This window comes from Companilactobacillus kimchii DSM 13961 = JCM 10707 (assembly GCF_001435445.1).
Taxonomy (GTDB): domain Bacteria; phylum Bacillota; class Bacilli; order Lactobacillales; family Lactobacillaceae; genus Companilactobacillus; species Companilactobacillus kimchii.
Genome location: NZ_AZDH01000001.1, coordinates 70,887 through 84,820, shown reverse-complemented (window position 1 = coordinate 84,820; position 13,934 = coordinate 70,887). Strand labels below are relative to the sequence as shown.

General features: G+C 33.9%; 13 protein-coding genes. 8 read left to right on the top strand and 5 right to left on the bottom strand.

Annotation, left to right across the window (positions count from 1 at the left end):
• Window positions 1-21: 21 nt before the first annotated feature.
• Window positions 22-222: a hypothetical protein gene (locus FC97_RS00405; RefSeq protein WP_054642647.1), complete on the bottom strand. Its 201-nt coding sequence runs from the start codon at window positions 220-222 to the stop codon at window positions 22-24.
• Between the two features lie 233 nt (window positions 223-455).
• On the opposite strand from FC97_RS00405, the gene FC97_RS00400 reads away from it, so the two are divergent.
• The 7 genes from FC97_RS00400 to FC97_RS00365 all read left to right on the top strand — a co-directional run bounded on the left by FC97_RS00400 (window position 456) and on the right by FC97_RS00365 (window position 7,824).
• Entirely contained in the window at window positions 456-1,151 is a 696-nt protein-coding gene (locus FC97_RS00400) for a GntR family transcriptional regulator (protein WP_054642646.1), read from the top strand.
• A 73-nt stretch (window positions 1,152-1,224) separates the two neighbouring features.
• Window positions 1,225-2,502 (top strand): PTS sugar transporter subunit IIC, encoded by a 1,278-nt coding sequence (locus FC97_RS00395; protein ID WP_054642645.1) that lies wholly within the window; start codon window positions 1,225-1,227, stop codon window positions 2,500-2,502.
• A 279-nt stretch (window positions 2,503-2,781) separates the two neighbouring features.
• Window positions 2,782-3,867 carry a DUF871 domain-containing protein gene (locus tag FC97_RS00385; RefSeq protein WP_054642643.1) on the top strand — a complete coding sequence of 362 codons (1,086 nt, stop codon included), beginning with the start codon at window positions 2,782-2,784 and terminating at the stop codon, window positions 3,865-3,867.
• A gap of 5 nt (window positions 3,868-3,872) precedes the next feature.
• Entirely contained in the window at window positions 3,873-4,985 is a 1,113-nt protein-coding gene (locus FC97_RS00380; protein WP_054642642.1) for an amidohydrolase/deacetylase family metallohydrolase, read from the top strand.
• A gap of 1 nt (window position 4,986) precedes the next feature.
• Window positions 4,987-6,084: a DgaE family pyridoxal phosphate-dependent ammonia lyase gene (locus tag FC97_RS00375; protein WP_054642641.1), complete on the top strand. Its 1,098-nt coding sequence runs from the start codon at window positions 4,987-4,989 to the stop codon at window positions 6,082-6,084.
• Window position 6,085: 1 nt separating this feature from the next.
• Window positions 6,086-6,820, top strand: a complete 735-nt coding sequence (dagF, locus tag FC97_RS00370; RefSeq protein WP_054642640.1) for a 2-dehydro-3-deoxy-phosphogluconate aldolase — start codon at window positions 6,086-6,088, stop codon at window positions 6,818-6,820.
• Between the two features lie 11 nt (window positions 6,821-6,831).
• Window positions 6,832-7,824, top strand: coding sequence for a sugar kinase (locus FC97_RS00365; RefSeq protein WP_056967609.1), 993 nt, complete (start codon window positions 6,832-6,834; stop codon window positions 7,822-7,824).
• Window positions 7,825-7,875: 51 nt separating this feature from the next.
• Here FC97_RS00365 and FC97_RS00360 read toward each other — a convergent pair whose 3' ends face one another.
• Window positions 7,876-8,325 (bottom strand): CPBP family intramembrane glutamic endopeptidase, encoded by a 450-nt coding sequence (locus tag FC97_RS00360; RefSeq protein WP_158163564.1) that lies wholly within the window; start codon window positions 8,323-8,325, stop codon window positions 7,876-7,878.
• A 480-nt stretch (window positions 8,326-8,805) separates the two neighbouring features.
• On the opposite strand from FC97_RS00360, the gene trhA reads away from it, so the two are divergent.
• Window positions 8,806-9,444 (top strand): PAQR family membrane homeostasis protein TrhA, encoded by a 639-nt coding sequence (gene trhA / locus FC97_RS00355; RefSeq protein ID WP_054642638.1) that lies wholly within the window; start codon window positions 8,806-8,808, stop codon window positions 9,442-9,444.
• Window positions 9,445-9,578: 134 nt separating this feature from the next.
• Here trhA and FC97_RS00350 read toward each other — a convergent pair whose 3' ends face one another.
• The 3 genes from FC97_RS00350 to FC97_RS00340 form a co-directional block, all read right to left on the bottom strand.
• Window positions 9,579-11,207 (bottom strand): PTS sugar transporter subunit IIA, encoded by a 1,629-nt coding sequence (locus FC97_RS00350; protein WP_054642637.1) that lies wholly within the window; start codon window positions 11,205-11,207, stop codon window positions 9,579-9,581.
• Window positions 11,208-11,212: 5 nt separating this feature from the next.
• Window positions 11,213-12,379, bottom strand: a complete 1,167-nt coding sequence (locus FC97_RS00345) for a MalY/PatB family protein (protein ID WP_056967607.1) — start codon at window positions 12,377-12,379, stop codon at window positions 11,213-11,215.
• A gap of 112 nt (window positions 12,380-12,491) precedes the next feature.
• Entirely contained in the window at window positions 12,492-13,925 is a 1,434-nt protein-coding gene (locus FC97_RS00340; protein ID WP_054642636.1) for a PTS fructose-like transporter subunit IIBC, read from the bottom strand.
• Window positions 13,926-13,934: the final 9 nt, after the last annotated feature.

Below are 13,934 nucleotides of genomic sequence, written 5' to 3'. Positions count from 1 at the left end.
CATCTTTTGCTATCTTGAAGATTATTTAAGAATAATGATGGCCCCAATACCAGCAATGGCAAGGAAAAAAGCAATCACGGTACTAGTCCACAAAGTAGGAAGCATGAAAGGTGAAGGATCTGTATAGTTGCCCTTTTTTAAGTCTTTAAAGGATTGTGACGTTGCGTAAAATTGATAGATTGAAAGAGCGATTAATAATAATCCAATGAGAATACCAAGCATTCTAACCAGCCCCTTTGGAGATTTATTGATTTGATTTTAAACCCTCTGTATTAAAAAATACGAGTTGCTAGTTTCGTAAATGACTAAATGTAAACATTGACTTATGTAACCTAGATTGTTATTTTTAGAAAATACGTTGAATTATTTTGGAACACGCTTTCATAAATGATGCTAACCAGCATTATAATAAATACTATAATGAAGATAGAAATATTAAAGATGGAGAAAAATATATGGCAATGCAAATCTTGTATCAAAAAGTTGCCGACGACATTAAGAAAAATATTTTGTCAGGGAACTATACAGTTGGATCGCTAATACCGACTGAAAATGAATTAGAAGCTAAATATGAAGTTAGTAAAATTACCGTCAGAAAAGCTGTTGAACAGTTGGTATCTGAGGGCTATTTAGTCAAAAAAAGTGGTATTGGAACTCGTGTTATCAGTAATAATCTTTTTAATAAGTTATCTAAAGCCAGATCATACAGTTCTATCGTTAATGAGCAGGGAAATCTGTCCAAGAAAATTCTTCAGGTTGAATTAATCGATGCAAATGAAACTCCATTAAGCGAAGCTTTTAAAAATCAAAACATTTTATATATTAAGCGTTTATATTTATTGAATGACAAACCTTTTATCATTGTTAATCATTACTTACCCATGCTGAAGGTACCAGATAAAATAGAAGAACTTGAAAATCAGTCGCTTTATACGTTTTTGAAAAATAGTGGTCGTGAAATCAGCAGCTTCAAGGATGCTTTTAGTGCGGTCAATTTAAATTTGGAAGATCAAAAATTGCTAAGCAAAACTGAATCACTTGCTTTGAAGCGAATAAGACGTGGTTATGATAATAAAGGAAATTTAATTGAATATACAATTTCTATATATGACAGTAATAAAATGCCATACGAGATTGAATACGAAATTTAATTCTCTTTATTTAAGCGTTTACATCATAACATTATAATGTTATGATGTTTTTGAAAAAAAGGGAGGGTAAGAAATGGATAACCTAGTAAGCTTTTTAAACGCCAAGATTCTACCGTTTGCGAACAAAATGGGTAATCAACGTCATATGACAGCTATCAGAAAGGGAATTATTTCCACACTACCACTAACTATTGTGGGTTCATTCTTCACATTAATAAATAATATTCCAGTCGAATCAGTTGCTAATATGTTATCGCCTTATAAGGAAATATTAGATATACCTTTTCGATATACTGTAGGGATTTTAGCGCTTTATGCCACGTTTGGAATTGCTTCATCACTAGCTGAAAGTTATAAATTAGATAAATTAACTAATGGTGTTTTAGCAGTTTTAGCATTTCTTGTTTCAACAGCAGCACCAATTCACGTCACAGATAATGTAAAAGGTGTAATTGATGCAGGTAGATATATTAATATCGCTAATCTAAGTGCTTCATCATTATTTGCTTCAATCGTTACCGGACTACTGACAGTCGAGATTTATCGTTTCTTCAAAGTAAAGAACATAACTATCAAAATGCCAGATGGAGTTCCACCAGAAGTTTCCAATTCATTTGTAGCGTTAATTCCAGCTGCGTTTATCTTACTTTTCTTCTGGATCGTACGTTACTTGTTAGGTTTTAACATTGCAGAGTTTTTAAGCATGATTTTAATGCCACTAAAAGGTGTCTTAGTTGGTAACAGTCTCTTCGGTGGATTGTTAACAATCTTCTTAATAACAGGTTTTTGGACATTGGGTATTCATGGTGCAGCCATTATGGATCCAATTGTTAGACCATTTTGGGAAATGTCAATTGCTCAAAATATGACAGAATTCGCTTCAGGTACTAGTGCACATCATCTTTCAACAATTTTTACTGAACAATTTCTACAATGGTTCATCTGGATCGGTGGTGCCGGTGGTACTTTGGCCCTTGTAACATTATTCCTATTCTCAAAGTCAGCTTATCTAAAAGATTTGGGTAAATTAGCATTTTTACCTGGACTATTCAATATTAATGAACCGATCGTTTTCGGTGCTCCAATCGTTATGAATCCAATCTTAGGTATTCCGTTTATCATAGGACCATTGGTAACTGGAACATTATCTTACATCTTAACAATAACCGGAGTTGTACCAATGATGATGATGCGATTACCGTTTACAGTTCCTGGACCGTTGGGAGCCTTGATGAGTACAAACTGGAGTATTCCAGCGTTTATCTTAACTTGTGTCAATTTCTTAATTGATTTGGCAATTTACTATCCATTCTTCAAAGTCTTCGAAAAACAACAATTAGAAAAAGAATAAATTCAGAGGTGATTGTATGATTATTTTTCTATTCCTTTTAATATTTTTTATTGCGAGCGAAGTATTAGTTCAAAAAGGTATTATGCCCAGATTTATAAAAAATTTATCAGCTGGAAAATTAATTTTATTTTCACTACTGACAATTCTGGGATTTGCGATTATTAGTTTCTTCATCAAACAGACCGTTATTCTGGTACTTTTAAGTACGATTTACTTGTCGATTGTAATTTCAAATTACTATATGAACGGATTTACCAAGATGGAAAGAGGGAAAAAGATATGACCAAACGAACTTTAGGTATTTCGCTTTATCCAGATCATAGTGATTTGAATGAAGATAAGAAATATTTGGAATTAGCTAGTAAATATGGTTTCAGCAGAATCTTTATGAGTATGTTGGAGGTTTCCGAAGGTAAAGAAAAAGTAGCTGCCAAATTTAGTGATTTAATCAATTTTGCCAAAAATTTAGGCTTTTCTACAACGCTTGATATTGCTCCTAATATTTTTGATCAGTTGGGGATTTCTTATGATGATCTGTCATTCTTCCATGAATTAGGTGCGGAATCAATACGACTGGATCAAGGGTTTGATGGACAGAAAGAAGCGTTGTTATCATTCAATCCTCAAAAAATGAATATCGAATTAAATATGAGTAACGATGTGGCCTATTTAGATAACATTTTGAGTTATTCTGCCAATAAACCTTTTATCCAAGGATGTCATAATTTTTATCCTCAACGAGGAACAGGTTTGCCACTAGATTTTTTCATTAGTGCTTCCAAACGTTTCAAAAATCAGGGCATTGATACAGCAGCTTTTGTCACTTCACAAACAGGACAAATTGGTCCTTGGGATATTAATGATGGGTTACCAACTTTGGAAATGCATCGTGATTTGCCGATTGAAATTCAAGCTAAACATCTATTTGCGACAAATTTGATTGACTGTGTGATTATTGGAAATGCTTATGCATCAGAAACTGAATTACAAAAACTTGGTGCTTTGAATCGTTATCAAATAACTTTCGATGTCGAATTGACAGAGGATATCAATGATGTTGAACGGGAAATCCTTTTGAATAATCAACATGTCAGACGAGGTGATATCACTGATCTGGTGATTCGTTCAACCGAAGTTCGTAAGAAGTATAAGAATTATGATAATCCAGTTGTGGCTACACATAGTTTTGAACGTGGTGACGTTGTGATTGGTAATAATGATTTTGGTAAGTATAAGAATGAGTTGCAGGTTGTATTGCAAGCTCACAAGGACATTCGTAAAAACAAAGTTGCTGAAATTTCCAATGACGAATTATTCCTATTGGATTACGTCGGACCTTGGGATAAGTTCCAGTTTGAGGGGTAGAAAAGTTGACTAGTATATATATCAAAAATGGGAAAGACGTCGATAATAAACCGCTAGAAGTGTATATCGTAGACGACAAAATTAAAAAAGTTGGAACTCACTTAGATGTAGAGGCTGACTCAGTTGTTGATCTAAAAGGCAAGTCTTACATTAGTGCTGGCTGGATCGACGATCATACGCATTGTTATGAAAAATTATCGTTGTATTACGATGATCCTGACAAAGATGGTTACACCACTGGAGTAACAACTGTTATCGATGCAGGATCGACTGGTGCTGATAATATCGGTGATTTTTATCAAATAACGAGAACTAAGAAAACTAATGTTTATGCCATGATTAATATCTCAAAGACCGGTATCTTGGCTCAAGATGAATTAGGCGATATGAAGCGGATCCAATTTGAACCTTTCCAAAAAGCAGTTGATGACTATCCTGATTTTATCATTGGTATGAAAGCTAGGATTAGTAAGTCTGTCGTTGTTGGAAATGGTATTGAACCTCTAATTGAGGCTAAAAAATTCCAAAAACAATTGAATAGGGATTTGCCACTGATGGTTCACGTGGGAACTAATCCACCGGACTTATCTGAAGTCATGGAAATAATGGAAAACGGCGATATCATGACCCACTGTTTCAACGGTAAAGAGAATGGAATTGTGAATTCTGACGATACTATCAAGCCATTCGTTAAAGACGGTTTAGCTAAGGGAATTGTCTTTGATATTGGTCATGGGACTGACAGTTTTAACTTCCATACTGCCGGGGTTGCTACTGAAGACGGCATAACTCCTCAAAGCTTGAGTACAGATATTTATCACACTAATCGTGAAAGTGGTCCGGTTTATAACATGGCTACCTGTATTGAGAAGATGCTCTACGTTGGTTACGATTTAAAACAAATTTTGCCTATGATCACAACTACTCCAGCCAAGAATTACAAGTTAACCTCTAAAGGTGAATTAGCCGTCGGTAAAGATGCTGATGTCACGATCTTTAATGTGAAAAAAGGAAAGAAAGAATTAACTGATTCTAATGGAAATAAACGTACGACTGATACTTTAGTAGAGCCAATTTACAGTATTGTCGGCGGTCAATTATATTCAATAGGAGATTAGGATGGATATTTACGAGAAATATAATCTAAAACACGTAATCAATGCTGATGGAAAAATGACTATTCTAGGAGTTTCTAAAGTTTCCGATGATGTAGTAGAAGCTCAGAAACTAGGTGCTCAGAATTTCTTTGAAATGGCTGATTTGTCAATTCAAACAGGTAAATATTTGGCTAAATTGATTGGTAGTGAGGATGCCTTAGTGGTTAATTCCGCATCGGCGGGAATCGCAGAAACTATTGCTGGTATCATCGGTCAAGGTAGCGAATATCACTTATATCATCCCTATACTGATAAGATCACCAAACGTGAAGTGATTTTACCAATGGGACACGATGTCGATTATGGAACGCCAGTAGATGTAATGCTTGGTGTAGCTGGTGCCAAGATGGTTCAAGCCGGATATGCCAATATGTGTAAACCAGAACACATCGAGATGCAAATAAACGACCAAACCGTGGCTGTCTTATACATCAAGAGTCACCATACAGTGCAAAAGAGCATGTTGACGATTCCTGAAGCCATCGAAGTAGCGCATCGTCACAACTTACCTTTAGTTTTGGATGCGGCAGCTGAAGAAGATATGTTCAAATATATCAAAATGGGTGCGGATGTAGTGATTTACAGTGGTGCCAAAGCTATTGAAGGACCGGCTTCAGGAGCGATTTTTGGTAAGGAAAAGTATATCAAATGGGCTCGCATGCAAGGTGCTGGAATTGGACGCTGTATGAAAATTGGTAAGGAAAATATTATTGGTTTGACCGCCGCAATTACCAAATATCTTGAAGAAGGCACTGAAACAGGTAAGCAAATGGTTCAAAGGCTAGAACCATTTGTTAAAGATTTATCTGAACTGCCTGATGTTGAAGTGGAGATTGTTCAAGATGGTGCCGGTCGAGATATTTATCGTGCTGACATTAAACCAATCGGTGAGTTAACTGCAGAAGAGATCTGTGACCAATTACGTAATGGTGAAGTTGCCATTTATGCAAGGGAGTATCGTGTTAACGAAGGTATCATCGAATTTGATATTAGATCCGTTAATTCAAAAGAAATGAAACAAATTATTTCAAGACTAAAAGAAATCCTCGGAGGAAAATAAAATGACTTTATTACCAAACTATTTAGAAAACGGCATTTGTTTAAATGTTTTAGCCAATTCAGTTCAAAACGCAAAGGACTGTTACCAGGCAGCTGAAGGACATGTCGTTTTAGGTGTATTGACTAAAAATTATCCTAGCGATGAAGCGGCAATTGAAGATATGAAATTGTATAAAAATGAAATCAACAATGCTGTTTCAGTTGGTTTAGGAGCAGGCGATCCGAAGCAAAGTAGTATGGTTACACGTGTATCGAAAGTTATTCAGCCTCAACATGTTAACCAAGTTTTCACAGGTGTAGGCGCAACTAGAGAAGCACTTGGTCAACACGAGACAATTATTAATGGTCTAGTTTCACCAACTGGCAAAGTTGGATTAGTGAATATTGCGACTGGTCCTTTAAGTAGTCAAACACCAGCTACTGAAGTGCCGATTGAGACAGCTATTTCTTTGTTAAAAGACATGGGTGGATCATCAATTAAATTTTTCCCAATGAAAGGCTTAACTCACGAGGAAGAATTTAAAGCAGTTGCTAAAGCTTGTGCCGAAAATGACTTTGACCTTGAACCAACTGGTGGTATCGACTTGGATAACTTTGAGGAAATTGTCAAGATTGCTGTCGATGCTGGGGTGAAGAGAATTATTCCACACGTATACAGTTCAATTATCGATAAGGAAACAGGCGACACTAGACCAGAAGATGTAGCCAAGCTCTATGAAATAATCAAGAAATTCTAAGAGGGTAAAAAATGCACATATTAGCCTTTGGTGAAGTCATGTTGCGCTTTACTGTAGCCGATAAAATGATGTTAGAACAATGCGACAATTTACATATGACCACGGTTGGTACTGGCGTTAATTTACTAAGCAGTTTGTCACATTTTGGATATGATACTTCTATTTTGACCGTCCTCCCCGATAACCCAATAGGAAAAAAGGCTGCTGCGGATCTAAGAAAATTAGGTATTTCCGATAAAAAAATTATTTATCAGGGAAAGAGTATGGGTAGTTTCTTCGTTGAATTAGGACAGGGAGCACGACCTGAACGCGTAACTTATCAGGATCGCCTATCTAGTTCCTTCAGTCAGATGTCAGATAAAAATTATAATTTTGAAAAAGCCTTGGCCGGCGTTGATATAGTTCATATTTGTGGAATTTCACTAAGTTTAACGGAAAAGACACGTTCGGCAGCCTTGAAATTGGCCAAAATGGCTCATGAAATGAAGAAAATTGTCTGTTTCGATTTTAATTATCGGATGAGTTTGAATGAAGACAATACTCACGAAACGATGAAAACACGTTATCAAGAAATGTTGTCATACGTGGATACCATTTTTGGTAGTAAACGAGATTTAACTGATTTGTTGGACTATCAAGAGACTGATGAAAAGAAACTCTACCAACAATTTTGCCAAGATTACCAAATTAGTTTTTTTGCCGGTAGTAGACGAACTTTTATAGATGATAAGAAGTACTTTGAGGGCTTTCTATTTCACCACGATAAGATTTATGAATCATCCCCCAAGGAGTTGAATATCTTGGATAGAATTGGAAGTGGGGATGCTTTTGCCAGTGGAGTGATTACCGGTCTATTGGAAAAATGGGATTTTGTGGATACTCTAGAATTTGCGATAGCTAACTCAGTATTGGCGCAAGCTTCCATGAACGACTCACCAATTTTTGAGAAACAGGATATATTTAATTATCTTGATAATAAAGGAACCAATGATTTAATTCGTTAAAAAAGCCGATGAATTCTAAATTACTAGAATTCATCGGCTTCTTTTGATAAATTATTTAAAAATTGTTAGTAGCAATAACGTGATACTTGCAATTATGTCCGTACTATTGAATAAAATATGAGCTACTATTGGTACCCAAATATTATTACTTATTAAGTAACTAATTCCCAGTATGGCACCGGCTACTACGTATGGACCACTGGCTAAGAAGCTGCCATTGAAATTATAGTAATGAGAAAATCCGAAAAGAATACTTGATACGATTAACATCAGTATTAACAATAATTTATTAGATTTAAAAACATACATACCTTCATGTCTGTAAGTAACCTCTTCAACGAAAGCAACCATAATATTGTTGGCACCGGCTAAAACTGAAAAAAGTAATCCAATAATTGATTTTGTTGAAAAAGCGTAGCTAGTAATTGGCTTCGAGGGAATGAATTGATTGAAAATTGGATGTGTAACCATAATGGCTAAATATACTAATACTAGTGTCAATATAGACAGAAGAATGTTCTTTATCTTTTTACTTTTAAATAATTTCCAATCTCTAAGTAATAGATCCCCTTTTGTTTTAATAATTATGAAAAATAATAACAAAAACCAAATAATTGGAAAAACAATATATACATATGGATTCCCTTTGGATATTAATCTGGCAAAACTAAGTACAATTAGGGATATTAAAAAAATACAACAAGTTGAAAAAAATGACTTTACTTTGCTATTCATTGATTATGCCTCCTAATTTAATTTATTAAGATTATAGCAAAATGAAATAATTTTTTTGATCACTTTTTTATAAAAATTATTTTTGCTAAATTTTTTATTTACTGATTAATACAAGCTTATCTTCATACAGATATTACCCTTTTTAAACATGTCTTGTTATCAATATAGTGCTATCTAGTTTTAAAAACTAGATGATAAGATTTTTAGATGCTATAATGAAATACATAAAATTGTTTAAGAGGATTTATGATGAAAATTTCAAGAGGATATAGTATTAAGAATGAAGTTTTTAGTGCATTGACGCACGGTATAGGTATTGTATTAAGTTTATTAGGATTTATTTTTCTTATCAGAAAAGCAAACGCAGATGGATCATTAATTGAGTATATTTCTTTTATAATATATGGAATATCGTTGTGTACCTTGTACACCTTCTCAACTCTTTTCCACAGTTTATATTTTACGAAAGCTCGTGAAGTATTTAGGGTATTCGATCATAGCAGTATATACATTTTGATTGCGGGGAGCTATACACCTTTCAGCCTATTAGTTATTAAAGGTTGGTTAGGGATATCAATGATAATTGTTATTTGGATTTTGGCAATTATGGGTATTGTGATTAATTCAGTTTATCCCGGGAAATTAAAAAAAATAGAAACAATAATTTACATATTTATGGGATGGTTGTGCATTTTAGGTGGAAAACAAATATGGAACAACCTTGGTAGTCAAGGCTTTTTCCTATTACTCTTTGGTGGTATATCTTTCACATTAGGTGCAATTTTGTATAGTTTGAATGGTATAAAATATGCACATGTAATTTGGCATATATTTGTACTCATAGGAACGATATTGATGTTTTTTTCAATTTATTTATATGTTTAGATGAAGCAAATATAAAGGACATGATTACAGAATTTTACATGTAATCATGTCCTTTAATGTTTATAGATTATATTGGGGTTTATTTATTGTAATTTTTTTCACTAGTAGACAATTAAATAGTGAATGGAATCCTTTTATTCTGTTCTGAAATATCTAAGAATATTTTCATAGTTCTTGTCGACATTAACTTGAGTAACCCGTTTCTTGTTTAGAATCTTGTATAAATAGTTAAACAACTGCTTATAATCATCATTCTTATCATTAACTATCACAATTAAAATAAGATAAATATCCGTCTTATTTAATTTCAGTGGAGTTTTTAAATCAACGGCAAAGATTCTACTGAAATTAGTCTCATTAACTGCATGAGGTAAGGCAACGTGATTGATCATAAGTTGATTGCCTTCTTCCTCACGATTCAATAGCTTTACAGACATTTTTTGATCCAGTTGTTCTTCATCAATAAAGTATTTAAGCACATTTTTCAGTACTTTGAAGTAATTATTGGATCTATTTTCGTAATATAGATAATTCTTTCTAGGAAACATTTGGTTAAGGTTGTTATGAAAATAGTTGTCACTGACTAATTTCTTAAGTCGAGAAATAGTTGCGTCATCAATTAACCCATTGATAACAATATCTGGAGTATGCTTGAGACCATCGTTGAATCCATTGGTGACCAAAATATCATACGATTCATTTAATATTTGTTTGTTGAATTCTTCAGTATTAAAGACACTGGTCAGAGATATATTATTGACGGCATCGGCAATCAAGCTTTCGTTGATATATGCGATTGATCTTTGAGCGGTATACATTAAAATTTTTACAGGCTTAATAGATGTTTTGATCTCCATACAGTTGATGATATAAAGAGCTAAGAAATCACTGTTTATTAAAATTGATGGATTATTTTTTTCTATTTCGTTCTGTAAATTCTGGGCCATTTCGAAAGCAAAAGGCTCTTTTTGTTTCAAGTCACTCATTTGTTTTAATAAAAGATTAGAGATAAAGGTTGGAAATAGATTGTATCTTTTTAAATGTGTTGAAATATTTTGAGCCAGGCGCTTTTTAGAAAGTTTGATGGAAAAATTCTTTGAAACTAACTCAATTTGGTTTTCAATATTTGATTCTTTTATATTTTTGAGTAGATTTCGTTTGTGATCATAAAAGCTTTTAATGTTAGCCGACTGGATCAAGGATATTGCTTGCAACTGTGCGATGGATTGATTGTCGGTTAAATATTCTTTTAAATCATTTGGAAAATCATTTTTCAAAACATTGAGATTAACCTCTTTAGGAATTACCGCAATCAGATATGACAGTAAATCAACTTTAGTAGCAAAATGTAAATCGATAAAATAACCTAATCCAACTTTGGATTTTATTTCTAGAATGTTTTTATTGCGTTGGTTGATTCTATCAATACTATTCATAATATCGGTTTTTGATAAGAGTGATTTATCTATTAATTCATCGATGCTCAAGTAATCGTTTATTAGTAAATAATACAAAATGTTGCGATCTTGATTCTCAAATTGAGTAATTAATTCCTGAAATTGGGAGTAATTATGAATTTTTAAACTATATTTTCCTTCAGAATTGATAACAGCTGTGTCTTTGACAGACAGTTCCTGATTTAATGTATTTATATCTCTAATAATGGTTCTTCTAGAGCTATTAACTTCTTTTGATAGGTATTCTCCACTATGATCTTGATTCCAGAGCAGTAGCAATATTTGTACTTGTCTAGCATTAAGCATAATTTTTAGTTGAAACTATTCTTCAACCGTTTTAATCCCTCCTCTAATTTTGATTTAGGACATGCGATGTTCATTCTAAGGTAGTTGGAGTCACCATAAGTAGAACCGGGCATAATTCCAACTTTTCCGACGTTAATCATTTTATCTTGCATTTCTTTCATACTCATATCCACTTTGGAAATATCAATCCAAGCTAAGTAAGTTGCTTCAGGTTTAGTAAATTTAAAGTCGGGTAAATTCTCATCCAAAAAGTTTTTTACTAAATCCATATTTTTATCTGTATAATCAACTAATTGATTTACATAATTAAGTCCATCCTCACTGTATGAGGCCATTTGAGCATACATACCCAAAATACTTACTGACGATAGGGCGTTTTTAGATTTTAATTCAACAAGAAATTGTTCTCTTAATGTTTTATCGGGAATTAAAATATAAGAACCAATTAATCCAGGGGTATTAAAAGTTTTTGAACCTGAACAACATAAAACGATATTTTCTGTTGTGATGCTGGTAATTGGTGTGTATTGAGATTGAGAATAAACAATATCTTTGTGAATATCGTCAGATATTAAGAATACATTGTTTCTTTTACATATGTCATTAATTCTGTTCAATTCAGTTTGAGAGAAAACTTTACCAGTTGGATTATGTGGATTAGTTAGTAAGAAAATCTTAGTTTGTTCTTGTGATAAAACTGTTTCTAGACTATCCCAATCAATTTGGTAACCTTGTTGTGCACTACCCAATCTGACAGGAGCCAAATTACGTTGGTTTGATTCAATCACTTTATAAAAAGCATCGTACATTGGAGTAAATGTAGCAACTGATTCGTTAGGATTTGAAAGCATTTTGATAAAGGTTCCAATACTGAAAACTACACTAGGACTGTAAACAATCCATTCAGGGTCAATTTCTACATTATTTCTTGCTTTGAACCAATAGACGATACTGTTCTTATAATCGTCATGATTCCAACGTGAATACCCATAGATAGGGTGTTCAATACGTTTTTTTAGAGCCTCTTGTACTGAGTCTGGAACTGAGAAATCAGTATCTGAAATTGAGAATGGTAGAATATCATTTCTTCCGAAACGGTCAGCAATATAATCCCATTGGGTGCTATAAGTATTTCTTCTATCAATTACTTGATCAAAATCGTATTTTTTCATAATTTAACCCTTTCAAAAAACTGATTAATAATAAAAATCCCATCAATTCAAACTGCGAATTGATGGGATTCTGTTCATCACTAAAAATGATTTTATCCCTTTAAAATTGCTACTATGCAGCTTGTTTTTCTTTTTCTTCTTTACGTTTTAGCCAGATACCTTTGAAGATTATTATGAAGGAAACATTTAAAACTAAGCCAATAGCTACACATAAGTAGAACCAATACCATGGTGATTCAAGGCCTAGTAATGGATCAAAGATACCAATACCAGGAGCAGTACGTTCTACGTTTAAAAGAATTGTTATAGCACCAGTTATACCACCGGCTAATGTATTTGCTGTAATCATTGGAAGTGGGGCAGCTAGAGCATATGGAATTGCTGGTTCTGTAGCAACTGTACTACCAACAATGAAGGCACTCCAACTAGCAGCACGTTCCTGTTTAGTGAATAGATTGGGTTTGATCCAAGTAGCAATGGCAGCAGCCATAGGTGGTAGCAAGGTTACAACACCAACAATACCGTACCAGTTGAAAACATGTGAACTTAGAAGTGAAAAACTAAAGAACCAAGCAGTTTTGTTGATTGGACCACCCATATCGAAGGCCAACATGGCACCTACAATGAATCCACCGACAATCTTCATTGAAGTAGGAATATTTTGTAGGAACGATAGTAGAACTGACATTAACCAAGCCATTGCGGGGCCTAATAGATAGTAGGTTAACAGTCCAAATATTAATAGCGTAACGAATGGAATAATCATGAATGGTAAGATGGATTGGAAATTTTTACCCAATTTAATTTTCTTAAAGTATTTAACAAAATAACCAATAGATAGGCCGATAACAATAGCACCTAAAAATCCGGCACCTGATTTTGTACCAAGCAAATCAGAATCATTTGCTAAGAAGGTTACAAGGAAAGCTGGAGCAAATGCTGGTTTATCTGAAATAGCATAAGCAATGTAAGCACCCATGATTGGAATCATGAATTGGAAACCTAAATTACCAATACTAGTGATGACCCAAGCAATTGATGGAGATGTACCTTTTGCTAATGGTGTATTTGGCATTCCGAATTGAACCATCAAGCTACCAATAGCAATAAGAAGACCACCGCCGATAACAAATGGCAATGCTGCAGATACACCGGCCATAAGATAACTCATGATACCTTCGGTAACTACTTCTTGATCTGCCCCTAATTTAACTTTAGAAGATGTCATCACATGGGAATTACCTTCCAAATCATCAAATAGTGTATCGATATGTTTTAGAGCTTCGGAGACGGGAAGCTCGACAACTTTCTTTTGATCGAATCTAGCTTTATCTGAATCAGTAAGTCCTTTTCCAATTGCCAAAATTACATAATCAGCTTCAGCAATTTGTTTGGGTGTTAATTCATTTTCAACACCGCTTGCACCTTGGGTTTCAACGTGTACTTCATATCCAAGTGACTTAGCTTTTTCTTCAATTGCTTCTGCAACCATGTATGTGTGAGCAATACCGGCTGGACAATTAGTTACGGCAACAATTTTAGTCATAATTTAATC

What these genes read in the sequence shown, in the direction of transcription:
- FC97_RS00405 (WP_054642647.1), bottom strand. Translation starts at nt 222, where the DNA reads ATGCTTGGTATTCTCATTGGATTATTATTAATCGCTCTTTCAATCTAT.
- FC97_RS00400 (WP_054642646.1), top strand. Translation starts at nt 456, where the DNA reads ATGGCAATGCAAATCTTGTATCAAAAAGTTGCCGACGACATTAAGAAA.
- FC97_RS00395 (WP_054642645.1), top strand. Translation starts at nt 1,225, where the DNA reads ATGGATAACCTAGTAAGCTTTTTAAACGCCAAGATTCTACCGTTTGCG.
- FC97_RS00385 (WP_054642643.1), top strand. Translation starts at nt 2,782, where the DNA reads ATGACCAAACGAACTTTAGGTATTTCGCTTTATCCAGATCATAGTGAT.
- FC97_RS00375 (WP_054642641.1), top strand. Translation starts at nt 4,987, where the DNA reads ATGGATATTTACGAGAAATATAATCTAAAACACGTAATCAATGCTGAT.
- dagF (WP_054642640.1), top strand. Translation starts at nt 6,086, where the DNA reads ATGACTTTATTACCAAACTATTTAGAAAACGGCATTTGTTTAAATGTT.
- FC97_RS00365 (WP_056967609.1), top strand. Translation starts at nt 6,832, where the DNA reads ATGCACATATTAGCCTTTGGTGAAGTCATGTTGCGCTTTACTGTAGCC.
- trhA (WP_054642638.1), top strand. Translation starts at nt 8,806, where the DNA reads ATGATGAAAATTTCAAGAGGATATAGTATTAAGAATGAAGTTTTTAGT.
- FC97_RS00350 (WP_054642637.1), bottom strand. Translation starts at nt 11,207, where the DNA reads ATGCTTAATGCTAGACAAGTACAAATATTGCTACTGCTCTGGAATCAA.
- FC97_RS00345 (WP_056967607.1), bottom strand. Translation starts at nt 12,379, where the DNA reads ATGAAAAAATACGATTTTGATCAAGTAATTGATAGAAGAAATACTTAT.
- FC97_RS00340 (WP_054642636.1), bottom strand. Translation starts at nt 13,925, where the DNA reads ATGACTAAAATTGTTGCCGTAACTAATTGTCCAGCCGGTATTGCTCAC.